The sequence below is a fragment of the Roseovarius sp. EL26 genome, assembly GCF_900327775.1.
GTDB lineage: Bacteria > Pseudomonadota > Alphaproteobacteria > Rhodobacterales > Rhodobacteraceae > Roseovarius.
Genome location: NZ_OUMZ01000004.1, coordinates 17,984 through 43,318, shown reverse-complemented (window position 1 = coordinate 43,318; position 25,335 = coordinate 17,984). Strand labels below are relative to the sequence as shown.

The window sequence follows — 25,335 nt, the reverse complement described above, 5'->3', positions numbered from 1 at the left end:
CTTCGGACTCTACTGGGTTGGTGGAATATTTTCCATGTTTGGTAATGCTATTCGTGAGATATCCTCAGGTTGCTGGCGTGCATTCCTAAGTATGCTTTCAGCACATCGAAGTAGTTCACCACGCTCCGCAGCTTCACCGAGCTGAATGATCGCTTGTCTTGCCGCCGCCAGATATTCGGGCCCCGCTTTGACCGGGTTAATGGATGTTTGCCATAGGAGCCGACCGGACCGTTTATTACTAACTTCAACTTGTTGATTAGGTATGCTGGCAGCGAAACAAACAAGTCGCTCCAGCAGTTTTCGTTGAAAGGGGAAAGCAGAACGCAGCCTGTTCACGACCTTCGTATCGCTACGCATGATGAGTGCCGTCGCAAGCATTGGTCGCGACTTTCCCAGCCCCAAAGCTGCGAGCATTGCATATCGGTCTTGGTGATTTTGAGAAAAGAGCGCACCGCGGCGAAGCCTTGGTTCAAGGACCTCGGCAACCTGCATAGTCCTGCGCACTCGCCGAAAATCACGACGGTTCCCAAAATGATATACTTGCTTCAGATATTGGACACCCTCAAAGGCCCGGACCCTCTGACGCGAAGACACGACGCTGCCAGTGCTTCGTTCCCTTCGGACAGGCCGCAATTCTGAACCACATATCTCGCAGTTTAGTGACCACGCGAAGCGCCAATGACGCAATGCAATTCCAGGCGTCTTATTGGTACAAGTCGGACAATATTGAAAATCTGACCAAGACATACATTCGAAGGGGAATTGCACGCGTGCTAGCAGCATGTTGTCTAGATCACGCGATGAAAGCTGTGTTATCGCACCAAAACGTTCGATATTTGCACCTGCCAGTTCAACCGAAGTTTCCGGCGGATGTTCACTACCAAATCCCAGATACCCGCAGAGCTCTGGCACCGAACAATGATTGGCTCTAGCGAGACGGGCGGTCCAACTCGATAGCAATTCATCTCGAAGCGGAGCCGGGCGCTTCGGCAGCGGTCGCAGATTCACTGAAACGCCGGCAATGGTTTGCGCCGGATGTTCCAACTGTGCTTGGCCCAGACAGGCTGCCATGCTTGGACGGCCTCATCAGTAATCCGTTCCTCACCTGTCTCGATCGCCTCGATGGCCAACGCCTTGATCATCGTGAACACGCGTGACGTGATGCCGCCTGTCACACCCAGGATCGTTCGGAGTGATTGGACGTTGAGACCTGATCCGCGTTCCAACTGCATGGCTGAGATCAGAGTCTGGACAAGACGTGAAAACTCAACGTCGTCTTCCTAGAGCGGCAGGAAATGTTCATCCAATCGCTGAGCGAGCTGCTCGTCACCGCGAATGGCATCAACGGCCTCGTTGACGCCGAACACAACAAGCGATGCGCACAGATCGTTGGCGAGGAAACGGAGCATGTTCAGGAAGCGCCGCTGTTCCCGATAGCTGCCTGCCAGCAAGTTATGAACCTCGTCAATCATGATCATCTTGAGGTCCATGTCGCGCAGATGGCTTAGGGCGCGAACCTCCAGTTCGGACACAGTGTGTCTGCCCCACATCGGCGCACCAATCGACGCGAGAATGTGCTGATAGAACCGTCGTTCATCTGGTGCGGGCGGTGCCTGCAGCAATAAGATTGGCGTTCGTGTGACACAAATGTCAGATGCATATTGAGACGGGTACAGGCTCTCCATTCGCTTTGCGACCATGGTCTTGCCGATTCCGGAACTGCCATAGACCATGAGCCCTGGCATCCGGGATTGCCGAGGCATTTCCATCAGGGAAATCAATCTGTTGAGAACAATAGCTGCGCGGTCGAATGCGATCCAACGATCACTGCGGATGAGGTCAATTCTTTGGTTTATATCCATCAAAATCATCTATTGGGTAAGTGGGAAGGTCGGGGTTTCTGGTATCGATCGCGAACATCTCGCGGGCGGGATCACGCTTTGGCTTATCGCTCGGTAGCCTTGCTTTGCGTTCACCTTCCAGCCGGGCAGTCAACGTTTGTTGCCGGGCCGCGTGCGCGATACGGCGTTGTTCTTCAACAATCCGAAACAGCATCGCCTCCGGGATTGTTCCGCCATGCAGCTCGTGAAAAATTGCTCTGGCGCGCCGCGATTCCCAAAGAGAAATCCGGGGCCGTGACAAGTCTTTATAGCGCGCAGCAATGGCGCGCCTGTCATCTGTGGCAACCCAAATTTGCGACATATCTCGGGGGTCATACTTGACAGTAACCTTCCCTGCCCCGCGACCGATCATCGGCCCGAATGCGTCGCTCCAATAGCCTACCGAAAAAACTGACCCCGGTTCGCGCCAACTGCCGACGTTCGGAGGGAAGGAAACTGATCCGAAACGCATCCGTGTCCACGACTTGTCTGCCAGCGTCATCACCGCCGAGATCGGCCCAGGCGGCTAACGGCGTCCGCCCCAACCCACCGTGCCGGGTATTGTGATAGCGGCATATCTCCAGATGCAGCCAGTCCTCGAATTCCTCAAGCGTCATTACAGCTTTGCCGGTGCTGTCATATTCGCCTTTGTCTTTTGGCGAGGACTGAGTTGTTCCCGGAAGCACATGAACCGCACCCATGGTCGTCCCAATTAGGCGCTCAATATGGCCACCATAATGCACGCGACCAGGTGGTCTGTACTCGACCAAGATACCCCAATCAGCGCAAGCAGACTGGAAGGCGGCGCTACGAAAGTCTCGCCCATTGTCAACGTGAATGGCCTGCGGGATACCCGATGCCGACCAATACAACGGTTCCAGCGACTCTGGCGTGCGGGTCGACTTCGGCCGTACGCAATGATCTAAACACAGACCAATGGATAGAACCGATGGTGCGTCAAAACTGACGTAAACACCCAGTACGACCCGGGTTGCGATATCAACCGCAAGCGTCAACCAGGGACGTGCTAACGGTTTGCGGTCCGTCTGGTCTACAAGAATGATATCGGCCAAGGTGTGGTCGATCTGGACAATCCCCAAAGGGCGCTCCACATCCAAGCCCCCTGCCCTCGCCTCGAATACCTGCCTCGCTGCTTTCGCGCCCTTCCGTTTCCGCAGCACCTCACGCTGATCCATCGCATCAAGCCGGGCTTTGATGGTCGGTCGGGATGGAGGTTGAAATCCTTTAGCGCTACATTCAGCGCGTATCTCTCCGACGATCCGTCTGAAGCTCGGTCTTTCCAGCACAAGATACCGATCGCGCAAAACACGGTCGATCAAATCCTCTACTTGTTGGGAAAGACGAAGCGACCCACGCTTCGGTCCGCTGCGATTGGGCAGCAATGCACTTGCGCGACCGTCGTTCTCACGCAAAAGGCTCAATAGGCGCCATGCGGTACTCTTAGAAAGGGGCCTATATACTTAACTAGCCATCAAGAAGGATTCTTGAATCATTAGCAACTTGATGATATATACTGTCCTAGCAGTCCTTGCTTGGTGATCGGCCCCTGGGCCTCCTCGTGATAGCCAAGATCGCCGACATGGCGGGCTGCAAACTAATAGTAAAGTTTAGACCCATGGCTCCAGAGATCGTATTCTCTGGTGATCATGTGGCTTATCAGATCATACGATCTACTGTCATCTTTCTCCCACTTTCGTTGGATTGCCCACGCGCAATAGTCAGCAACTTGCAAGCAAGGGTCGCAGTGCGAAGGCCTGAAATCAAACGCAAAAATCAACCGAGAGTCTTATGAATAAGGTGACCACGACAGCAGAAGATGCTATCGGATCGCGCACCCGACTTGGCATTGGATAACAATGGGCATCACCGTAATTCAGCCGCAAGCATTCGTACACAAGTCAAATGAAACTTGCTTTGTTGAACTGTTGATAGCTGCTTGCCCGATCAGCTTGCCTATAACCTTCAAGTCGCTGTTTGAAGAGATCGTTGTCAAAAGCGTTTTGCGACGTAGTGATGTTGGCCATTGGATTCATGTCTTTGGCGTACTCTAAATTCTGTAGGTTCTCCCTCTGGGCGTAGAGTACCGGTAGAAAGTTCTCGAAAGTTCCTACCTCAATCACATTGTGGCGTTGCCAAGCATCAAAAAAATCTGGTCCGGCCGTGTCTGCTATCTTTTTGTTGATCAGCTTCGAAACAAGCCCACTGCCACCCGCTCCGATCACAACTTCATAATGATAGTGAACGCCCAGATGCTCTGATCCCTCAAAAACATCCTTAAAATGTACCCGCAGCATCGTGATCGGACCGACAAACGGCAACACTTTGCCCATGGCCCAGCCATCGTCGCCCACATAAAAGACCCTAAGCTGTGTATCCACGGGATACTTCCAACCGTAGACATCGTACTGCATAGCTTCCTGAATATGTATCGAACACCCGGTTTTTGCGGTTTGGCCCGGCCCCAGATCACCGGTTAGCGTGGCGCTGAGATGATCAATGGGATGCCATAGATGGTATCCCGGTACTACTTGGTCTTCGTATGCTGTGATGTCGAGCAACCGCACGCGCAAATTGGGAAAGTTCAAGAACCACCAGTGGACCATCTCTGCGCGAACGCCCCTTAATAGTGAGTGATTTAGAACAACACAGAACTGTCCATTGTCACGTTTGTGAATCTCAAACGCAGACGAAGTGGTCGGCTTTAGATCCCAGCCAAATTCACGCGCCAAGGGCATTTGCAATGAGGTCATATGACAAACTTTCTTTTGTCTGTGCTTACGATTGGTTTCAGCTCAGATGGACACTGAAGAGGTGTTGAATTATGTTTACACTGACAACATAGAAATCAGTATGGGCGGTGTCAACATGGGCGGTAAACCAAATTCATCTTCAGGCTACCATCATGGAAATTTGCGCGAAGAGTTGATAAAAAAAGCAATTGCAACCATCGAGAAAAAAGGCGTCGAAGCGCTTAGCCTACGAGGTCTGGCCCGGGAAATAGGGGTCAGTCATAGTGCCCCAATGAGGCACTTTCCATCACGATCCGCGCTTTTGACAGCCATCGCTCAGCACGGCGTTGATTCTCTTTTGGGTTCGGCTTCGAAGCACGTAGGTCGCAGCGATTTGACCAATCTGGAGAAGTTGCAGGAAATGGCGAAAGGATATGTGACTTGGGCAACGCTAAACCCTGCGCATCATATGCTTATTAGAAATCAAGATGTGATGCGTCACGCCGACGACTCTCTTCGAAGTCAGCTCAATTCATATGCTCAACTGCATGAGCAAACCATAGCAAAGGCCCAAGCAGATGGTTGGCGACGTGACGGGGCTACCCGCGCAGTCTTTCTGCACCTGACGGCCCAAACGGCTGGCTTGGCGTTAGTAGCGTCGGACCCCATATATGAAACGGTTTTTCAGGGACGTCCTAGTGATCAAGAAATCACGGATGCCCTTTCTGCATGCTTCACTGAAGTTGGATCTGTCGCAAATATTTCGTCAGGTTAAAGAGATGTTGGCGGCGGGCACAATTATCCCGCGAGGGTGGCGAACTGCTTGAATGCCGAGGTGCCTGTTTGGGCCAACTGGCCTTTTCGGATCATGTGGGCAACTTCGACCCGGCTATCGTTGCCGCCGCAGAATGGAACGCCTTGAAACCGAGCATTGGCCGTGTAATCCGTTTGATCAAGCGATGATCCTGCTCAACGATATTGTTGAGGTACTTGGATTGAACGATACCGATGATCCGACCAACTCCTGTGAATTTGAGGATGACATTGAGACTTTGCAGGCCGGCCAAATTGGCGCCACTCTTGCCGATCACAATACGACCTGGAACACCGTTTGTGTCAACCGCCCGCTTGAAGAACCTTCGCGCAGCGGCAGTATCGCGGTGCTCTGACAGCATGAAATCAAGAGTTTGCCCGTCACGATCAACAGCGCGGTACAAATAGGTCCACTTGCCCCGAACTTTAACATAGGTCTATCCATCCGCCAAGAGACGGCTGTTGACTTCTTTCTGGACTGAGCATTGGCAGCAATCAGTGGTGAGAACTTCACCACCCAGCGGTTCAAGGTTGAATGATCGATTTCAACGCCACGTTCGGCCATGATTTCTTCCAGGTCGCGATAAGAGACGCCGTAGCGCACGTAGAAAAACACAGCGTACAAGATCACGCTTTTGGGGAAATGGCTCCCTTTGAAATCAATCGTCACGGTTGGTTGCTCGCGTTCAAACTCAAAACCCCACACCTACCACGCTCGAACCTGTCCGACCAACCGCCAAAACTTTGCGACAGAACCGGAAAAGCTGCCTTGTTATTCATCAAGGTCTAGTGGGGGCCGCTTCCTGCCCATCACTACGCACCGCACGAATGGCTGCTTTGGGTTTGCCATTCTGTATCCTCCGTTTCCTAAACATAACGGTGGACCCGTTCAAATGGGGAGGCTCATTCTTCCCGGAAGGCCTTGGTGAAGTAATCTGATAGCGGTTTCACGAGATAGGCGATCGGGCTGCGGTCGGCGGTTTTGATGAAGGTCTCGACCGGCATGCCGGGGATCAGCACCGTGCCTTCAGGCAGGCGTTTGATCTCACCTTCGTTCAGGATGATCTCGGCCCGGTAATGACTTTGCCCGGTGTTTTCATTCTCAAAAGCATCGGCTGAGATGGTGACGACCTTGCCCACCAGTTCGGGGGTTTCGCGTTGATCAAGGGCGGAGAAGCGCAGGGTCACGTCTTGATTGATGTTGAGCTTGTCGATGTGGATGGTTTCGACCTCTGCATTGATCACCAAGGGGCGGTCTTGTGGAATCAGATAGAGCACCGGATCCGCCGGGCGGATAACTGAGCGCAGGGCAAAGACCTGCAGGCTGTAGACCACGCCAGAAACCGGGGCTTTGATGTCCAGCCGGGACAGGCGTTCGATCAGGGCGCGACGTTGTTCGTGCAGCTCCAGCTCGCGATATTGCAGGTCGCGCAATTGCGAGATCGCCTCTTCCCGGCGGGTGGTGTCGAGTTTGAGAACTTCGATGTCAATCTCGGTGATGCGGCCTTCGGCTTGGGCTTTTTGTGCCTCAAGGTCGCCCATCTGACCCAAAAGCCCGGCTTCTTCGCGTTGCAGGGCCAGCACGCGGGTGGCTTGTGCCAGTCCGCGATCCAGCAGTTGCTGTTGGTCGGCAAGTTCCTTGGTGATCAATTCATGTTGGCGGCCAAGGGCAGTTTGTTGGGCTTTGAGGCCTTCGATTTGATTGCCGATCTGCCCGCTGCGTTTTTCCAGCTGATCAATCTCGTTCTTGATCGATTCGGCCCGCGCGGCCAGCAGCCGCTTTTGCCCTGCAATAAGATCTGCGGCGTCGGGATTATTTTCAGCGATGGTGGTGATCAGCGTGTCAAACTCGATGGCCTCATTGCCGTCTCGCTCGGCCTCGAGCCGCCCGCGACGGGCGATCAGCTCAAACAGTTGGCTTTCGGTGATCGAGAGCTCTGATTGCAGTTCATTGGGGTCAAGGCGAACAAGAATTTCGCCTATCGCGACCACATCACCCTCGTCCACCAGGATTTCCTCGACCACACCGCCATCGGGGTGTTGGACAATCTGGCGGTTCTGATCCACTTCGATCCGGCCACTGGCGATGATCGCACCCGAGATATTGGCCATCACGGCCCAGGTGCCAAAGCCACCTACAAGAATGAGAAGGGAGAGCAAGCCAATGGTGAGCGGTTTGCGGGCAGACCAGCGGTTCGTTTTGTTCTGTTCTGGGCCGGTCATTGTACACCCCCCTGCGCTGCGGTTTTGGCAATTTCGGTGCGGTTTTTGACCACTTGTTGCAGCACCTCGTCCCGCGGGCCAAAGGCGCGAACAACGCCAGCATCGAGCATCAAGAGCAGGTCACATTCGGCTATGGCGGCAGGGCGGTGGGCGATGATCAGAAGCGAGCGATCGCTGGATTTGAAAGCCTTGATCGCGCGGTTGACCGCTTCGCTGCCCTCGTTATCGAGGTTGGAATTCGGCTCATCCAATACCAGAAAGACGGGATCGCCATACATGGCTCGGGCCAGACCGATACGCTGGATTTGCCCGCCAGAGAGACGACCACCATTTGCGGCGACACGCGTATCATAGCCTTGGGGAAGCTTGAGGATCATTTCGTGCGCGTCGGCCTTGCGCGCAGCCTGGACCACTTTGTCGGCGTCGGGTTCGGGGGCGAGGCGGGAAATGTTTTCAGCAATAGTGCCATCAAAGAGAGAGACCTTTTGTGGCAAATAACCAATGTGCTGACCCAACATTTGCGGTGGGTACTGATCCAGCGTTGCGCTGTCCAGGCGGATACTGCCGCCAGCAGGACGCCAAACACCTGTCAGGGCGCGGGCCAGGGTAGACTTGCCCGCACCAGAGGGGCCAATGACACCAACGGCCTGACCTGGTGGGATGGAAAAGTTGACAGATTTGAGCACGGCATGGTTTTCCCCGGGGGGTGCGATGGTCAGGTTTTTGACGTCGATTTTTGCCTTTGGCGCTGGCAGAGGCGTTTTGGGTTGTTCGGGTGGAACAGTGCCCAAAAGCTCGGCTAGATTGCCCCACCCCCGCATCGCACCCTGAACCATGGCCCATTGCCCGACGATCTGCTCGATCGGGGCCAGCGCGCGACCCATCAGGATGGACCCGGCGATCATCGCGCCGGGGGTCAGTTCCCCGCGCAGGACCAATAGCGCCCCGAGGCCTAGCATGGCGGACTGCAGGAACAGGCGGAAGGTTTTGGTGGTTGTGGTGAAGGTGCCGCCAAGATCGGTGGACTTCATCTGTTCTTCGAGCGCGTTGTCGCGGACCTGATGCCAGCGAACAAAGGCGGCATCACGCATGCCCAGAGCCTGAACCATCTCGGCCTCGTTGCGCATTTGATCGGAAATGGCCTGTGCCTGCGAGGAGGCGCGGCTGGCCGACAATGTGGGTTCGCGTGTGACCGCCTGATTTATAACTGTAACCGCAATCAGGATTGCGCCGCCGATCAGAGCAAGGATTCCCAGCCAAGGGTGGAAAATCCAGATGCCGATCAAAAAGATCGGGGTCCAGGGCAGGTCAAACAGCGCGCCAAAGACTGGCGAAGAGAGCAGGCGTGAGATGGACACCAGATCTGCAGGCCCTGCGGGGTTGGTGTTGCCCGGCAATGCCGCACGCCGCAAGGAAGCGTCGAATACGCGCGGGTCCAGGTCGGATTGAAACCGTGCGCCGATCCGGCCCAGAATACGCCCCCGCGCATAATCCAGCAGGCCCATCATCCCATACAGAAAGACAACCAGAGCCGAGAGAGCAACCAACGTTTCCACCGAGCGGCTGCCCAACACGCGGTCATAGACTTGTAGCATGTAAAGCGGGCCGGTCAGCATCAGCAGGTTGGCGAAAAAACTGAAAACACCGACAAACCAGAACAAGCCACGACTGTTTTTGCGAGCTTTGCGCAATTCGGCCTCACCGGCCTGTATCATTCGGGCTTCGGGGCCTGTCATGTTGAACTTTACCTCTTTAGTCGTAATGTTGACCGCGTCATAGACCACGGCGCATAAATGAGATGGGTCAGTTCTCAGTGACAATCAACAAGCGTGACACTGGAATTGTGCTGAGCGAACACCTGAGCCAGCACCAAAGCTGACGTTGATTTGCCTACTCCGCTGAGCCTCCCCTATTTAAGTGGGGGAGGCTCAACTGTCTGCTAGTTACATGTGCTATGCGATGCAGATAGCTTCTTTCTATACCAGCGTGATATCGTTATATATTTCGAGATAGTTGGTATTCAGAACAGTTAGTTCCGACCCGTTTCCAAAATCAAAAACAAAGTCATCTCCAATTTGCGCCGCCATTCTCAAAACACTCGTGACGTCGGCGAATACAGAACTTTGGAACGTAAGTGTATCGAGTCCATCTTCGAAATCATTGATCACATCTTTGCCCAGATGGCCCTCAAAGAGGAATACGTCGCTTCCCTCTCCACCAATCAGCGTATCGTTCCCCTGGCCTCCAGAGAGCGTATCATCACCAGAACGCCCATCAATGTAATTATCGCCCGCGTCGCCTTCAAATTGGTCATCATGCCTGCTGCCAAGTATGCCTTCTACGCCATTGATAACATCTGTACCGCCATCAGCCCGTGTCGCTATAGCGGAACCATTATCGTTAAGGGTTAGACTAATGCCTTGATCAAGGTTTCCAGTTGAGGTGGAAAACCCAATAGGCCTAGTATCAAAGGCCCCATAGTCGACGACATCAAATCCATCCCCACCATAGACATAGTCACGCGTTGTCGTGTTCTGATACACTTCCATCAAGAAAACGTCATCCCCCTCGTGGCCTACAAGGCCATCGGAGCCTTTGCCGCCAGCGAGAACATCATTTCCATCATTGCCGTGAAGCGTATCTGCGCCGTTACCGCCGATGAGCGTGTCGCTCCCCGCTCCCCCCGCAAGAGCGTCATCTCCATCGCGGCCATTTAAGAAGTTGTTATTATTGTCCCCGGTGAAACTATCGTTGTACTGACTTCCGAGAATACCTTCCACACCGTTTATGACATCTGTACCGCCATCAGGTCGTGTAGCTATTGCAGATCCATTGTTGTTTAGGGTGAGGTCAACACCTTGCTGCAGGCCAGAACTGTCACCGCTATCGGAATGATAGCTGTCTGCCCCGTAGTCTACATAGTCGAAACCGCTACCACCATAGATATAGTCGCGAATTTGAGAACCTTGATTTAGCTCCAAGAGAAAGACGTCATCGTTCTCGCGGCCGTTAAGAATATCACTGCCTTGTCCTCCAGAGAGCCAATCTTTTCCTTTACCACCGTAAAGATTATCGTCGCCGTCACCACCGAGCAGGGTATCATCTCCTTGCTTGCCATAGAGAGTGTCGTTACCTTCTCCCCCTTCGAGCAAGTTGTCCTCGTTACTGCCGGTGATATGATCGTTTAGTCGCGATCCAATCACGGCTTCAATATTTATAAGAGAGTCTGTCGCTGTTGTCTGACTGCTCTGGGATGCTAACCCAGTGAGCAGATCAACTGTCACACCAAGATGGTTGGTTTGTCCAGATTCAGCGTTTGTATCAAAGAGATCTGAATAATCAACTGTGTCTCGACCGTCTCCGCCATTCAGTTCATCAGATTCTCCGACAGTATTCTGTTTGAAACGGTCATCTCCTGCCTCTCCAAAAATAGTGTCTGAGCCTAAGCCACCGTCAAGAAGATCGTCACCTGCACCACCGTAGATCTGGTCGTCCCCGGCTCTTCCGCTTAGATAGTTATCGAGAGTATTCCCAGAAATGAAATCATCGAATTCGGTCCCGACAGCACCTTCGAGATCGTCCTCAAACGTCACACGACCTTTTGTGTTTACTCGTGATCCATAGCTGCCATCATATAATTCGAAGATCGAATCTCTGACAATCGCTGCGTTCCCGTAGCTCGCATATCGCTCGGTTGTTGAGTCGCCGAGCGCAATATGAAGCGAGTGATCGAAGTTAGAAAAATCGACAGTATCAGAACCTGTTCCTCCAGTAATATATGAAAACGGCAGCCTTGAATTACCACCGTTGTTGGAATGGGAGTAGATATCCGTAATGCCATTAACTATGAATAAGTCATTACCTCTCTCGCCATAAAGCCGATCACCTTGATATCGGTTACTCGATGGATCATTGTTCCGTTCTCCGGAATCACCGCCGATTAATACGTCGTCTCCGTCCCCACCGTAAATTGTATCTGCTTCATCCCCGCCTCGTAGTACATCGTTGCCCTTACCACCGTACATCAAGTCGCGCCCGCCATCCCCTAAAAAAATATCGTCACGAGAGCGGCCATAGAAAATGTCATTATTTTGCGTTCCTCTTATGATTTCAACATTATCGAGGCGGTCTATGCTTTGGATATCGTAGCCAATGCCCAGACCTCCGTTTACGATACCAATGTACTGTATTGAGTTTTTGTCGCCGCTATCGGTGACTGGATCCGCATAAAGGTAAGCAATCTGAGGAACTGTTACATATCCATGTTTGTTGACAACGTAACCACTTCCTGAGGTGCCGTAGACTGAGATTGACAGATCCGATTCTCTCGTGCCGTAATAACCTGGTATTAGCCCATCATCATAGACATGATAGGAGACTGTATCTATCCCATCACCGCCGTCTACGGTTGAACTAACAAGAGGCAATATAACATAATCATCGCCGGCTCCCATCGAAACATAAACTTTATTTGTCGAAGTTATAACATCGTTTCCGTAGCTTGGTTGTGTGTCATGAAACCATTCATTTCTGTTCGCTGTCTCAACCCTAAATCCAACGTTTTGAATGTTAAGTACTGTGTTCGCATCTTTGTCATAAATATGAATGTCGCTCCATACGTCGTTATAAACGTCAAAATTCGTTCTGTAGTCACCATCAGAGTCTCTTGTCTCTCTTAGTCTTCCAGAGTAAGCGTAGAGGGTGTTCGCTATGGTCACGTACTGAGATTTATCGGACGTATCGTTGGGTGAAGAGATTTGGTAAAGATGATCATCGTATACAAAGTCAACCCCCGGGTAATTGATATATCTATCGCTTATTTGAACATCATCTGACGTTTCAGTAAATCGGTTGACAAAACCACGATTGTATTCCAACGCTTCAGTTTGCTCTTGCGCATGAAAAAATCTAGCGGTATCTCTTCCCAGAGCGTCCCATCCATATGTACCTATTGTGACATACTCATCAAAATCGGTGTCGGTTAGAAATTCCTTTACCTGATCTAGGCTTTCGTATGCTTGATATCTGTTTCGAGCTTCCAAACCCTGTATGGCAAGATTTTCATAACTGCCGTATTCCTGCCGAACTTCTTGGTCGGTCCACTGGTTAGCACTGCGTCCACCAAACGTGTGTATGAACGGGACAACGATGTTAACAAGTGGGACTGCATTCAGGACTGCTTGGCCGTGAATGTAGTCTCCAACAAGTTCATCACCCCTGTATTCTAGTCCATCGGGGTCGGTGTGTTCATGCTTCTGATACTTCAACAGCTCTTTTCGATATTCATTTGCCTGGACCGCCTCTACAATTGCTGCAGCGTTGAAACCAGTAACGCCCAATGGAGTTAGTTGAATTATGAAGTCAGCAGCAGCGGCAATTTTTTGCTCATCGCTGGTTTCTGTGCTATGCAATACGTCAAATAGCCCATTACTGTGAGACACCACTGTCGCGACCGTAAAAGCAATCGTAGCGGCTTGACCAAGTGGGCCAGCTACGCCTGCAAACTTGGAAAACGTGCCTAAGACAGTCAAAAATGACCCAATCGTTAATGCCGAATTGTTAAAGACGGCAATAGCAGCTGCTGTTTCTGCAGCATCATCTTCAGCACCGTGCAATTGTACGACTGAAGCTGCGAGGCCAACAACCGACCCCGCCAAGTACGCAAGCCCAACTCCTTTGGCTGAAATAGAGGTTGCTCGCGCATCAGTTGAGTTGAAGAGGTTTGATAGCCCCAACCCCTCACCCAATGAAAACAGCGAGAAAGCGACGTAGTTCAAATGATCAACATCATTACCTGAGTTTCTGGCAGCAATCGCCTCTGTAATGTAATTTGCGCCGTAGATTACGCCCAGAACTTTTCCCGTAGCGGACCATTCGTCGCCACCATACAAAGGCCCGCGTTCCACAGCCCCCGCTGCTGTTAGAATTGCTCCTCCGGCTGCCGCTTTGAAGAACCCACCGTACGCATCAAATCCTCCACTTGAACCATCAGCGGCGGCTTGTGCAGAAATTTGCGCCAATTGCGTTTGAATCTCTTGGGGAAACGAACTCAAATAGTCCAAATGTAGATTTTGATCATAAAGATATGTATAGGCGGCGAGTTCAAACGTCTCCGGATCAGAATACAACACTTCTAGGTTGTCGGCATTCCACTCTTCGTTGATTTGCTGCAGGTGCTCCAAGAAGCCTGCGTTTCCTTCCCCGCGTATATAATTTTCCAACGCAGCAACTCGTGCTTCGGTTGTTTGATTATAGTCAAATACATTAGCTAGCACTACATTGTCCTCATATTTTTGAATAGATCATTCAGGTTGGCAAAGCCCACCATCACGGGTTAGGAAAGTTGTTAATCTTTCAGTGTCATCTTTTTCTTGATCGCTTGAAGCCCAACACTCTCACCTAAAACGATGCGCAGTGTATGCGTGTTCGGGCAACAGAAAAATACCGAATGGAGAGTTCGGAGTTTGCGAACAATCCTAGCCTTATTCGCATGCGGCGTTGTTGCAGAACTCTGACCGCATGGATTCACATCACGAATCCATGCGGTTAACATCGGCAATATTGAAGTCATTACAATACCGGCAGCGGTGAGTATTTTGACAGAAGTTTTCACTGTATTTTCCTTGAGAACTTTAAACGGCAAAGCGCCGATTGGTATTTTGGGCGCATCCAACTCAAAGGCCGCGGTGCATTCAGTGAGAAAGTGGTGATTAGCGTTCGTAGAACGTCAGAACGGGGTCTGATTCCAAAAGTGAGGTTAGTTCTGCGAAGTCGCCACGTTCGATCCGCCAGTTCAGATAGGAATCGAAGTCAGCTTTGCTTTCCCATTCTTCGAGTAAGAGAATTTTGCTAGGGTCGTCTTGGGAAACAAAGTAGACTGCGCTCATGTTACCTTCGTAGGAATGCGTGCCGGACAAGATCCGATCAAAAAAATCCGTCAATGGTTGACCGGACGCTTCTGCTCCGTCGAGTTGGAACTGGGCTAGGACGACGGGTGAAATGTCTTCCGCATCGGATGGAACAGCGGCGAATGCAAAAGTCGTTGCAGCGGCCAGGGCGAGAGGGGTTTTGAATGTGTTGTGCATTTCAATCTCCATTATTGATGAGAGAGAGATACGCAGGTCTGCCCATCCGAAAAACCCAGGCTGAGCGGACTGATTGCTCGTAAATATCGGACAATTTCGGATGATAGTTGCACCATTACGCCACTTCGCTCAGCTTCTGCTTCATAAAGTCAATCATGGCCCGCACGCTCAAAGGTGGTACAATTCCAAACGGGTGGATTGCATAGATTCCTGTGGCGCGGGGCTCGAATTGAGGCAGGAGCACGACAAATTCACCTGTTCCAAGACGGTTTCGCAGTAAAAAGTGAGGCAATATCCCGATGCCCGTTCCATCCTTGATCAATGCTTGAACGGCATTGACGGAATTGACGGTAGCAACTTTGCGAAAATTGAAAACCAGAGGCTTTCCGCCGCCAAGCGGAGCGAGATGATGTACGGCTTCCGTCGTTTCCCAATGATGGGCGACATAGGGAAGGGTATTTATCATGTCGGGAAGAAGCCCTTTTTCAGGCTCCAACCCATGCTTTTTACAAAATTCAGGTGATGCACAAAGGATGTCCTTGGCCACGCCTATCCGTTGCGCTTTGAACTCGCTATCGGGAAGTTCACCGATCGAAAAAGCAAGGTCGATGTTTCTTTTGATGAGATTCAGACGCTGATCGTCCACGATCAACTCGGGTTCAATACGCGGGTAGCGCGCAACCAAGTCGCTCAAAGCGGGCGCTATCGTGCATTCGACCATTGCATGTGGCCCAGTAATGCGGAGCGCACCCATGGGTTCGGCAAGATGCTCGCTGACTTCTTCCAATGCAGCATTCGAGCGGTCCTTCATTTCCCGACACCGGCGGTAGAATTTTTGGCCCATCGCTGTCAGACTCTGCCGACGGGTGGTCCGGATCAGAAGTTGTGTCCCGAGTGACGTCTCAAGCTGTTTGAGCGCATCACTAACGCCAGACTTGCCCATGTCCAAAGCGTCAGCGGCTTTGGTGATTGAACCTGCATCTACAATTGCTAGAAAGATGCGAACTTGGTTAGAAACTAGGCTCTTCATCGTTCAATCATAGATACCGCATTGCTCTATTTGGCAATAGTAATCGAACCATAACGCATCACGTTGATCAAGTGATTGGCGGGCAAAAGGTGAGTCCGCAGCATTGCTCTAGGTTCGCATTTGATTAATGTCCAATGAGCTATAGATGGACCGTAGGGAACTTGAGTTCAAATCAAGCGTTTCGTTAAGTGAAAACTTGGCTGGTATAATTTTATTCCATTGGCCATACCATTAGACACGATTAGTTGATGTCTATTACGAGCGGAAATTGCTGCGCTTATCGCACCAAATTGTGAGCCCTCGCCTCATGGTATCAACTTTGATTTTCGATTCGCCACCTCAACTTCAAGCAGGAAGCGAAACAAAGCATTCCCACTCTGATGCCCTGGATGTTTCGATAGGTGAAACGCTGGATTTGACGGTTACAAGCAATAGCTCAACGCTAAGGTGTAATCGTCTGAGACGTTACGGCAGATCGTGGTACTGCAATCCAATGGCACCCTCCGCCTGAAGGCATTGTGTGAGCGGGATAATGGCAATTTAAGAACTGGGAAACTCACGACGGGTTTACCGGTAGAAAATCAACCTGTAACTATTGAGAGCTTTGCAAATGCCGGACTACACCTTCAATGTCTATCGCATTACTGATATTGGTGGCACAGTTGGGTTGGAATTTGGGGGCTCCGTCACGGTCCGGGATGATGACGGTTTCCGGGATACTATTCTTGATGACATCGAACAAGCACCACCCAGTGAAACAAATGGCGATCAGGAGATCATAACGTCTGCGGTTAACGAGCTGGAGGCCGGAGATACCATACGCGCGCGCGGCATTAACCGGTTTACAAATAATGAGACCGGAGAAACCTACGATGTTACTGAGATCTACTCGGCGACAGCGGGTAACCCTACCGGACAGTTGTTTGTCTTTACTTCCTCAGCGCCGGATTGGCTCTTCGACGGGACCAGCCGTTCGTTTTCAGGTCTCAACCATGACGGAACACTGCCATACACATCTATTGTGTGTTTTAGCTCGGGCACTTTGATCAAGAAAGGTACTGGATATGATGTTCCAGTTGAAAATCTGAAAACCGGAGACCACATCCTTACACAGGATGGTTCTGCGCAAACGTTGCGCTGGATCGGATCTAAAAAAGTTACCTCCTACGACATGATGGTAAATCCCAAACTACGACCAATTTGCATCAAATCTGGTGCACTTGGGTGCAACCTTCCCACCATAGATCTTGTTGTCTCCCGCCAGCACCGCATATTGGTGCGGTCCGCAATAGCGGAGCGTATATTTGGCACTAATGAAGTGCTGATACCTGCAGTCAAACTCATTAATGTGGAAGGCATCAAAATTGCGGATGATATCCAGGAAATTGAGTACTTTCACATTTTATTCGATCAACATCAAATCATCTATTCCAACGGTGCCCTGACTGAAAGCCTGTTCACTGGACCAGAGGCACTAAAAGCCATTTCACCTGAAGCCCGCATTGAAATGACAACGCGTTTCCCTGAAATTGCGAATCCGGAATTCAAGCCAATTCCAGCCTGTCGTATTGTCCACAGATCCAAAGACGTTCAACACCTACTAATGCGTCACGTCAAAAACAAGAAGCCTTTGGTCGCAAACATTTAATGGTTTTGTTACGAACTTTTGTAACCCTTAATTCTCTAAGCTTCTGAATTTTTATCACTTTTGCACGCTCGGGCCTTTGGGTCAATGGCGGTTCATCAACACAAAGGCGTCACGAACTCGGTTACACACTTAGCCGACCTGCTGCATTCCGTCGGTTTTCTGCGGCATTGCCTCGAGCAACCAGAGGCTTACAGTTTTTTTCCGACCTCATAACCAGCTTTCGTGTTTGTGACCCGCCCAGAAATCGACGTGCCTTTGAGAAATTTGGAGGCAGTTCATCTTTGGTATGATCCCAGTCGGGAAACAGCGCGAATATCTCTTGCCTGTTCGCTTCGCTCAGTGATTTCAGCGCCTCGGGTCCGAGAAACAAGCTTTCACAAAGAGCGCCATTCGCCGAGATGATTTCGTGATTTTCGAAAAGCATGTGAAAGTACTCAACTTGCTGCAGATGGGTCTGAGTGTTGATACCTTCTCGGTCCGTCAGGTGCTTCGCCGAGGCTAAATTCTCTGTTGCCCCGAACATCCGTTCTGCGATCATTCCAGAAACCAGCATGCGATGTTGAGGAGAAACCAGCAGATCACTGTCTGGCATGTCTTGCCCAATACTTCCTGACGACACCAGAACAGGAGCCACTTTGTCTGCGTTGTGCGAACCTATTTCTTTGAGCCGCCGCGAACCTATCCAACGAATAGGCTGATATCCACGATCAGCTGTCCAGACCAAATCCCCAGCTTTCAGATTTTCAATTTCGACCGGGCCACGGATGGTCAGGATTTTTGTGCCTCGCACAAAACACGGCATTGTGGTGCCGTGAAACTCAGTACTGGTAGGGGTCCAATCTTCGCGTCTCCAACTCGACGTACCATCATAAGCCGACGCGCGCCCAGAAAACTGAATGCTAACAATCTCGCCTGAATTCAGTTGATCATTTGCACTTGGTCTATCTCCGTCAAATACAAGAAACAAATTTCCCAGATCATCTTGAATGATATCAATCTCGCGCGACACTATAGTGCCGTCGGCATAGGTGACCAGAACTTGGTTCACCAAAGGGCCCGTCGAAGGGTTAGTCCACTGCAGATAGGCGTCAAACTCGCTTTCCACCACCCCATTGCCATCATTCAAGTTGTATTCGAGAGTATCTGTGTGCTGGTCACCGTCAACATGCAGACTTTGGTCATTTTCTTTGCCAGTAGGGTCTGTGCTTGTGGCACTAATGGTAACCAGTTTTTGATGCAGAGGATCTGTATCGCTTCCAAATTTTTGATTTTGGAAAATAGAGTTAGGTCCACGCGAAGTATCTGCCCCCTCCATATCAACGTTGCCCTCAGTCGGGTCAATTGCAGTGCTCAGGTTTCCCAGGTAGATAGCACTCACATGGGTCGTTATAGGCATAACATTGTTCTCCCGTTTACGAGTTTATACATTTGGCCAGGGCCTGCTTGATTTCTTCAATGACCACGCGTTGTTTCAGTGCGTGCACCAAATCCGTAGTTCAGGTTGTAAAATGCATGCAAACCCTCTGAGCCCCCGCCTGTAAAACTAACTCAGCACTTATCGCATCGCCAAATTTGCGATTTCATTTATCGAAACGGAAGGGGGCGTCAGTATCAACACACCGCATCCCGTTGATCGGGTGAATTAAAACTTTTGGCCCGGACGATTATCCAATGTGCTGCAGATTCTCGGCAGTGGTTTGGAGAAGGGGCAAATTCAGCCCACGCTTCTGGGGGATAGCGCAAATATTGGGACGCTCCGTGAGTGGAATCGTGATAGCAGCTGTATCAGCTTTGCCATCGCATTGATGTCCTGAGCCAATTGTGCACCCTTCTCCTTAAAGTGAATTCAGTTATTCACTTTGGGCATCAAATTTTAGTTTCACACACAGAGCACCGCAGTGGTGGCTGCGGATCGTGCATTTGAAGCCGTCTTTCCTTATGTCGGCGGTGCGGTATTTTTCAAATCCGCGATTTCACCTATCGAAACGGGGCGCTTGCCCCCAGAGCCGCGTGGAGCTCATTGATCCATGTATCGATTGCCTTTGTTATGCATGACCCCCCTTGGAGGTTCGTGTTAAGTCCGACAATGGAGCGGCCCTGATGAACTCGCACAAGAATGTCCCGATACCCAACCCGATTCCTTTTGCTGCTCGGGCATTTGTTGAGGATTCAAAATCCCCAACCATGAGACTGGTTGTTGTTTTGGAAACCATCGGTCGCCTAGGGCCGATCACATTGCGTGATCTGACCAGTGAAACGGGAATATCTCGAGCGGCAGTCTGGCGAGCGGCGGCTGTGCTGCGTAAATGTGGCTGGGTAAACACGCGCCTAAGTGATCACGCTTTTGAGCTTTCATCAACTCTCGAGAGTTTTGCAGCCAAGGCATTTTTTACACCTGTCGAAGTTGAGGAAGCGCGTAAGTGCCTCAGCTTCTTCCAAGACTTCTTTCATGTCAATCTTGGGTTCTTCACCGCAGTAGGGACTTACAAGATTTTAGACAGCTCCAGGAATGATCTGGAAGTTAATTCCGAACTTTCGCTCATCAATGATGCCCCTGCAATAGCCGCACTAATACCGTTGCCACCAACAGAGAGCGAGAAACACCTTCAAGCCTACTTGAACAGATCGACAAAGGAAGAAAGAAACACGGCAGAACAGATCGACGTATTCGCAGCCCTCGAAGAACACAAGGATACCTATCGAGTTTGGTCAGCGAACGGAGAGAGTTTCAGTGCGCCATTCGAATCGAGTTTTGGTGCTTATGGATCTTTAGAGTTCTCCTTGAAGACATATACACAAAGACAAAAGCAAGCGCTGGTTCGTCTTTCGGAATGTTTGCCGCGAGTTGTAGATCTAAAATCAGCTTTGGAAAATTGTCACTTCAAAGATGCACTTTGCATTCATTGTCGAAACACAATTCAGCAGCACTCACCGCATTGCAAAATCACAGCAAGTGGGCCCTGAACCCAGCTCAACACCGGAGCGAAGTTACAGAATGCGAGCAATCGCAGGCGTTTCAACTATCGAAACACCCGATTGGATTAACTCGCCTATTATTCGATAGCATGGCGATGCGGTGGGGCAGTAAACCGTGGAGGAGTATTAAGTGATGGTTTTCCTAGTAGGCGCGCAGTTGACAGTTACATATAGTGATCGCCCACATCCAGAAGCTGTTTCCAAAGACAGGGCTCCCTTGAATTTAAAGAAATGGCAACTTGTCTCTGGAAGGCTTCTTGAGCAGCCGCAAGAATTTGAGAGCGTGCAGGGGGCCGATGATAGGTGCGAATCTGTATTCGAGCTCAGTGGGAGTTGCACGCGTGCGGGAATACTGAAAACCAACCTAATGGAACTCGCGTTTCGCGATAAGGCGCTAAGGTTTTCCATTTTTGCCAAAGCTGGGAGCCTTGGTCAAAGCACCTTTCGTGTGGTTATCAACGGTCACGAAGTGACACCAGTAGGCCACACTGAAAAAGCACTTGTTCAACCCGATCTCAACGGGCACATTTTTGAGTTTGATTTTATTTCAAACGGTTCCGACGAAGTTGAGATTCACGCGATAGATGTCCTTGGGGCCAAGCAATCTGTTCCAAAGCGACAATTGCTTCACCACTCAGGAATGGTCGCGGGGACCAAGGTTCAAACACGTCGTGGGAAAGTAAAAGTGGAAAACCTGAAACCGGGTGATCTCGTTCTTACGCTTGATAGTGACTATCAACCATTAATCGAACTGGTTGAACATGAAGGAATAGATAGGAGCATCATTCGGCTTGCTAAAGGGTCCTTGGGTAAATTCACACCGAACGATGATCTATTTTTGGCTCCAAAACATAAGGTGTTAATCCACAATCTCGTCGGTAGGTCTGGTCAGAAAATCGATGAAATTTTAATCAATGCTGAACACCTTTCGGACGCTGAAGGAATTAGCACTCAAACGTGCCAGCCGGATAACTTGACACGTTACAGTATTCGTTTGAGCACACATTGCATCTTATTTGCAGATGGCGTGCCTATTGAATCCATGTCAGTCGAAAACATGAATGGGCACGTGGATCGGCAGCGAAAGCTCAAGCAGGTCAACTCAAATGAAATCCGACCAGTCCGTGGTTACCTGATGGCGCGAAGATTTATGAAAACTAAATCGGCACAAAATCTGATCCGCAGAAATGCGAAAAACCAAACCAGATTTTTGGATGCAAATTGGCTCGCATCTTCGAATACGGGCCAATCTGACGGGGTCGGCTAGTTGGAATGCCTGATTTCAAGAGCAATCTCTAGACACCAACGTTTAAAAACACCTCTAGACACCAACGTTTAAAAACACCTCTCGGCTACCACGAAGCTGGTTTCAGCAAGCTTCATTCAAGAATGGTTGGACAGCACATGTTTGCAAAAGGAACTAAGATATTAGTACACGAACCCGATCACTATGTTCCGGTCGAGGAGCTGAGTATCGGCGACATCCTGATTAATCCGATCACGGGGGGGGATGTTGATATTGTTGACATCAAGGTTCAAACGCTATTGATCCCATCTATAACCATCGCCCCTGGCCACCCAAGTTTGGCTGGTCTCTTTGAAGATTTAAAGATTTGCACGAATCAAATTGTGATTACGTGCGAAAAAACAGAATCACAAAAGTATACTGTGATTCAAGAACATAAAGCCAATCAGCTCTTGGAAAAGGAACTGATCGAAAAATGCAACAATGGCGAATATGAAGCTTACTATTCAATTTCCCTAAATAGAGGGAGTCTGCTTTGTGCAAACGGTGCTCTGTGTGTAACCTCGGCAAATGCTAGCAACAATAGACAAAATAAAAGCGCATTAGGAAGTTTGTACACTTGGTTCGAAACACACGAAACAGTGTCTTTGTTGTTCAATGATTAGCAGTCTCTCTTATGATCGCATAAGTATTAACAAAAAATAAGCAGAGAATTAACAGAGCATCAGCAATAGGTTAACGCTTAACTAACACTCTAGACACACTTCAAAAAACCAATTTCACATGTACGTGTACGAAGCGAAAAGTATCGTTTCAGTGAGTATACAACGTTTGCTAGTGAGGTAAAAATTGGAACACAAAATCCCAAGCATTGGTCGATCTGCACTGGATGCTGACAAAAAAGGATCCGCAGTTCGTTGCTTTTCGGTTCTGCATGCTCTCCTTGGCGAGGGCCCAATGTCACGAGACAAATTAGAACAAGCAACCGGGCAAAACAAAGTGGCAATTCACCGTAGCTTGCATACGTTGATAACTCTAGGTTGGATTCGGCCGACACTTTGTAAAACACAGTATCGGGTTTCTTCTTCAGCTGACTTATTGTTTGCAAATGCAAATATTCCGATAAGAGAAATTGATGTTTTGTTGCCATTCTTCGAGAAGTTGTCACGAGAGGAGCAAGTTCACATAGACGTTGCTCTTTTTGAGGTGCCCGGGAAGTTACGTGTGGTGGAGACCACGGATAAAAATCCAGAAAATCAAAGAGAACCGGTTAGTTTTGCGTGGTCTTGTATGGCATTTTCCGCTCTGTCAAATCTCACAACAAATCAGAGGAGGCGCCAATTGGAAGCTTACTTACAAAGCGCCTCACAACTTGAAAAAACAGAGATTAAAAGTCCAGAATTTCTGGAAAAACTACTTCTGGTTCGCCGCAAGGGCTTCGCGGATGAAAAGCATACGAATGCTGTATCAGTTCCATTTTTCGAGTTCTCTAACCAGAGTGTCATCGGAGCGATCTGCGTTCGCGATAATGGTCGATGTTCCGCAGGTAAACGAACGGATCTCGTTCGGATTTGTCGAAGGATCAACGACGTTATGAAGAAGTCAGTTGCCGCATCAAAGAGGACAATTCAAGAGTAAACCTCTGTACCACCTAGTCATTCAAAACCGTCGTATGTTATATACCCCTTGGTTTTAAAGTTGAGGAGAGACATGCGCCTGATTGTTGTTGAAGACAATGAACAGATTGCGGAGTTTCTAGTGCGAGGTCTCCGCGCAGAGGGTTACGTGGTTGATCTTTGTCGGGATGGGAAAAGCGGATTCGAAAGAGCCCGCAATGATGAATGGCATGCTATCATTCTTGATCTGATGCTACCAGAAATGGATGGTCGCCAGATATGCTATGAACTTCGGGCGCAGGGCATTCAGACACCGATTGTCATGTTGACAGCTTTAGACTCGTCTGAGGATATAGTTACAGGCCTTAAAATGGGTGCCGATGACTATATGACCAAGCCTTTTTCATTTGAAGAGCTACTCGCACGAATTAACAATGTAATCAGCCGCAGATCAGGACAGCAACCGACATCACTACAAAAATCGCTACAGGTGGAAGATTTAAGGTTCGACCTTGATAAACTCACCGTAAGCCGCGGCGATCGATTTATTGAGCTTACATCTCTAGAATATGCTCTTCTTGAATACCTCATGAGAGAAGCGGGCAATGTCTTAAGTCGCGCAAAAATTCTGCAAAACGTTTGGGTGACTTCAGTTGATCCACTGACAAATGTTGTGGAGGTCTACATGAGTAGATTGCGAAAAAAAATCGATATGGAGCCTGAAAAGAAGCTTGTCCACAATATCCGTGGACGTGGTTATTTGTTGGGAATTCGTTAGTTATTGAATTGCCGAAAACGCATGTTGTCATTGCCCTGTCAATAATAGACGTTTCACCCCACCCGTAAGAGGAAGTGGCTGAGTTTTTGCAGCAGCTAAAATGGCTCTAGTTTGAAGATCTCAATTTATAAATGGGAAGTTCAATCTTGATACGGCCGACTAAACTCTTTCAAGCTGCAGTCTGATCTGAATCTAACGTCCCCGACCCACCGTGTTCCGCCGAACGGTCAAGTTGGTCTGGGTCCTCTGTTCGTTCGTCTAGTTTTTCCATAATCGGATCTGAAAACAGTTTCGCTTGTTCCTCAATTCCCTCCCCAATCAAAGTGCGTATGACGGCCCTAGCCTCCGAGGCTAATTCCTACTCAACTAGGTGGAAAGGCCTTCGTGCTCGCCGACGAACTTGAGTTGCAACACCGACTATCTGAGGTTCTTGAAAGAAAACAGACCGCAGTTCGAACTCAATACCTCCGGTAAAAACTGAGAGCTCCGAAACAAAACCAATGGAGCTTACTCGCACACAATGTTCCAACATACTTTAGCCTTTACTGATGTAACTTTATCAAATCCCCAAACGTGAAAACTCACCCCTTATGTCTGGGCCAACCCCCATCCAAGATTGGATCACCTGCCGGATGTGCCGGGATATTCGGACTTTTTGCGTCTCTCCAATTCGCTCTGCTTCAATAGCTTGAATTCCTGTGTACGCGGGTAAACTTGCCTCTACTTCACTAACAGAAGTTAGAGCTTTACCAGATGCTAAGTCGAATGCGTGGATGGAGAATCTGATGTTATGTACGCCTGAAACGCTGAGTTTCTCTCTAGCTCTGTCAGACAACGCATGAAACCGGTGTAGGTTGATGAACAAACCAACTTCCTTTGGGCCGCTCAAACCCAGGACAGCCTCCTCAGCGGCATCTTCAATGATGCTCTTTACCTGATATTTGCGATCTCCCGGAAGGTCGCCTCGCCATACGATGTCGGCACTTGGAGCGAGGATGTTTTGTTCTGATACGGTAAGGTTATCTGGAACGACCACCCTTACTGTTTCAACACGCCAGTTCCGAGTATCATTGGTTGAAAGGCCTGCCTCATAGTCAGTCTTGAACGACGTGGAGCAGCTTGCTAACAATAAAACTGTTGCTGCGCCGATTGCGGTTTTTCCTAGTGCCACTGTTCTTGCCTGTCATTATTAGTTAATCTCGTGGCTATCTGTTAACGAGGGACAATGTGACATTCAAAACCAGCGTTTCAACAGGTGAAATCAGTTTCAGAAACCTTATGGGAATCTCT

22 protein-coding genes and 3 pseudogenes are annotated in these 25,335 nt (G+C 49.8%); 8 read left to right on the top strand and 17 right to left on the bottom strand.

The window, feature by feature from the left end; translation table 11 throughout:
- Nucleotides 1–9: 9 nt before the first annotated feature.
- The 7 genes and pseudogenes from D9A02_RS19390 to D9A02_RS01860 form a co-directional block, all read right to left on the bottom strand.
- Nucleotides 10–492, bottom strand: a complete 483-nt coding sequence (locus D9A02_RS19390; protein ID WP_254054513.1) for a hypothetical protein — start codon at nucleotides 490–492, stop codon at nucleotides 10–12.
- A gap of 168 nt (nucleotides 493–660) precedes the next feature.
- A pseudogene (locus tag D9A02_RS19550) lies at nucleotides 661–1,071 on the bottom strand (TniQ family protein); the annotation flags it as partial.
- Complete coding sequence (locus tag D9A02_RS19385) at nucleotides 1,005–1,232, bottom strand: hypothetical protein (RefSeq protein WP_254054512.1); 228 nt, start codon at nucleotides 1,230–1,232, stop codon at nucleotides 1,005–1,007. The gene D9A02_RS19385 and the pseudogene D9A02_RS19550, both read right to left, overlap by 67 nt.
- 48 nt (nucleotides 1,233–1,280) lie before the next feature.
- Entirely contained in the window at nucleotides 1,281–1,862 is a 582-nt protein-coding gene (locus tag D9A02_RS01880) for a TniB family NTP-binding protein (protein WP_254054511.1), read from the bottom strand.
- Complete coding sequence (locus tag D9A02_RS01875; RefSeq protein ID WP_162932930.1) at nucleotides 1,840–2,253, bottom strand: Mu transposase C-terminal domain-containing protein; 414 nt, start codon at nucleotides 2,251–2,253, stop codon at nucleotides 1,840–1,842. The genes D9A02_RS01880 and D9A02_RS01875 overlap by 23 nt, the downstream gene beginning before the upstream one ends.
- Nucleotides 2,213–3,322, bottom strand: coding sequence for a DDE-type integrase/transposase/recombinase (locus D9A02_RS01870; protein ID WP_120499286.1), 1,110 nt, complete (start codon nucleotides 3,320–3,322; stop codon nucleotides 2,213–2,215). The genes D9A02_RS01875 and D9A02_RS01870 overlap by 41 nt, the downstream gene beginning before the upstream one ends.
- Before the next feature lie 477 nt (nucleotides 3,323–3,799).
- Entirely contained in the window at nucleotides 3,800–4,651 is an 852-nt protein-coding gene (locus D9A02_RS01860) for a hypothetical protein (RefSeq protein ID WP_120499284.1), read from the bottom strand.
- A 46-nt stretch (nucleotides 4,652–4,697) separates the two neighbouring features.
- Between D9A02_RS01860 and D9A02_RS01855 the strand changes: the two genes are divergently transcribed.
- Nucleotides 4,698–5,405: a TetR/AcrR family transcriptional regulator gene (locus D9A02_RS01855; protein ID WP_216824933.1), complete on the top strand. Its 708-nt coding sequence runs from the start codon at nucleotides 4,698–4,700 to the stop codon at nucleotides 5,403–5,405.
- Between the two features lie 23 nt (nucleotides 5,406–5,428).
- On the opposite strand, the pseudogene D9A02_RS01850 reads toward D9A02_RS01855, so the two are convergent.
- Nucleotides 5,429–6,074 (bottom strand): annotated as a pseudogene (locus tag D9A02_RS01850) (IS6 family transposase).
- On the opposite strand from D9A02_RS01850, the gene D9A02_RS19380 reads away from it, so the two are divergent.
- Nucleotides 5,979–6,233 (top strand): hypothetical protein, encoded by a 255-nt coding sequence (locus tag D9A02_RS19380; protein ID WP_254054517.1) that lies wholly within the window; start codon nucleotides 5,979–5,981, stop codon nucleotides 6,231–6,233. The pseudogene D9A02_RS01850 and the gene D9A02_RS19380 overlap by 96 nt on opposite strands.
- A 113-nt stretch (nucleotides 6,234–6,346) precedes the next feature.
- Here the strand turns inward: D9A02_RS19380 and D9A02_RS01845 are convergent, their stop codons facing one another.
- From D9A02_RS01845 to D9A02_RS01820, 7 genes and pseudogenes are all read right to left on the bottom strand, one after another.
- Nucleotides 6,347–7,666, bottom strand: a complete 1,320-nt coding sequence (locus D9A02_RS01845) for an HlyD family type I secretion periplasmic adaptor subunit (RefSeq protein ID WP_120499283.1) — start codon at nucleotides 7,664–7,666, stop codon at nucleotides 6,347–6,349.
- On the bottom strand, nucleotides 7,663–9,402 hold the full coding sequence (locus tag D9A02_RS01840) for a type I secretion system permease/ATPase (protein ID WP_254054509.1): 1,740 nt from the start codon (nucleotides 9,400–9,402) through the stop codon (nucleotides 7,663–7,665). The genes D9A02_RS01845 and D9A02_RS01840 overlap by 4 nt, the downstream gene beginning before the upstream one ends.
- A gap of 74 nt (nucleotides 9,403–9,476) precedes the next feature.
- A pseudogene (locus D9A02_RS19545) lies at nucleotides 9,477–9,554 on the bottom strand (hypothetical protein); the annotation flags it as partial.
- Nucleotides 9,555–9,642: 88 nt separating this feature from the next.
- A complete protein-coding gene (locus D9A02_RS01830) occupies nucleotides 9,643–13,941 on the bottom strand; it encodes a calcium-binding protein (protein ID WP_120499282.1) in 4,299 nt (1,432 codons plus the stop codon).
- A 71-nt stretch (nucleotides 13,942–14,012) separates the two neighbouring features.
- Nucleotides 14,013–14,279, bottom strand: coding sequence for a hypothetical protein (locus D9A02_RS19110; RefSeq protein WP_162932929.1), 267 nt, complete (start codon nucleotides 14,277–14,279; stop codon nucleotides 14,013–14,015).
- Between the two features lie 97 nt (nucleotides 14,280–14,376).
- Entirely contained in the window at nucleotides 14,377–14,751 is a 375-nt protein-coding gene (locus D9A02_RS01825) for a putative quinol monooxygenase (protein ID WP_162932928.1), read from the bottom strand.
- A 115-nt stretch (nucleotides 14,752–14,866) separates the two neighbouring features.
- Entirely contained in the window at nucleotides 14,867–15,781 is a 915-nt protein-coding gene (locus D9A02_RS01820) for a LysR family transcriptional regulator (protein ID WP_120499280.1), read from the bottom strand.
- A gap of 610 nt (nucleotides 15,782–16,391) precedes the next feature.
- On the opposite strand from D9A02_RS01820, the gene D9A02_RS01815 reads away from it, so the two are divergent.
- Nucleotides 16,392–17,429, top strand: coding sequence for a Hint domain-containing protein (locus D9A02_RS01815; protein ID WP_120499279.1), 1,038 nt, complete (start codon nucleotides 16,392–16,394; stop codon nucleotides 17,427–17,429).
- A 121-nt stretch (nucleotides 17,430–17,550) separates the two neighbouring features.
- On the opposite strand, the gene D9A02_RS19375 is transcribed toward D9A02_RS01815, so the two are convergent.
- Nucleotides 17,551–18,825 (bottom strand): Hint domain-containing protein, encoded by a 1,275-nt coding sequence (locus tag D9A02_RS19375; protein ID WP_254054508.1) that lies wholly within the window; start codon nucleotides 18,823–18,825, stop codon nucleotides 17,551–17,553.
- Between the two features lie 704 nt (nucleotides 18,826–19,529).
- Between D9A02_RS19375 and D9A02_RS01805 the strand changes: the two genes are divergently transcribed.
- From D9A02_RS01805 to D9A02_RS01785, 5 genes are all read left to right on the top strand, one after another.
- A complete protein-coding gene (locus D9A02_RS01805; RefSeq protein WP_120499278.1) occupies nucleotides 19,530–20,393 on the top strand; it encodes a hypothetical protein in 864 nt (287 codons plus the stop codon).
- A 145-nt stretch (nucleotides 20,394–20,538) separates the two neighbouring features.
- Nucleotides 20,539–21,672 (top strand): Hint domain-containing protein, encoded by a 1,134-nt coding sequence (locus tag D9A02_RS01800; protein WP_120499277.1) that lies wholly within the window; start codon nucleotides 20,539–20,541, stop codon nucleotides 21,670–21,672.
- Between the two features lie 137 nt (nucleotides 21,673–21,809).
- Nucleotides 21,810–22,316, top strand: coding sequence for a hypothetical protein (locus D9A02_RS01795; RefSeq protein ID WP_120499276.1), 507 nt, complete (start codon nucleotides 21,810–21,812; stop codon nucleotides 22,314–22,316).
- A gap of 292 nt (nucleotides 22,317–22,608) precedes the next feature.
- Complete coding sequence (locus tag D9A02_RS01790) at nucleotides 22,609–23,289, top strand: hypothetical protein (protein WP_120499275.1); 681 nt, start codon at nucleotides 22,609–22,611, stop codon at nucleotides 23,287–23,289.
- Nucleotides 23,290–23,361: 72 nt separating this feature from the next.
- Nucleotides 23,362–24,045, top strand: a complete 684-nt coding sequence (locus D9A02_RS01785; RefSeq protein WP_120499274.1) for a response regulator transcription factor — start codon at nucleotides 23,362–23,364, stop codon at nucleotides 24,043–24,045.
- Nucleotides 24,046–24,604: 559 nt separating this feature from the next.
- Here D9A02_RS01785 and D9A02_RS01780 read toward each other — a convergent pair.
- On the bottom strand, nucleotides 24,605–25,216 hold the full coding sequence (locus tag D9A02_RS01780) for a DUF6778 family protein (RefSeq protein WP_162932927.1): 612 nt from the start codon (nucleotides 25,214–25,216) through the stop codon (nucleotides 24,605–24,607).
- Between the last annotated feature and the right edge of the window lie 119 nt (nucleotides 25,217–25,335).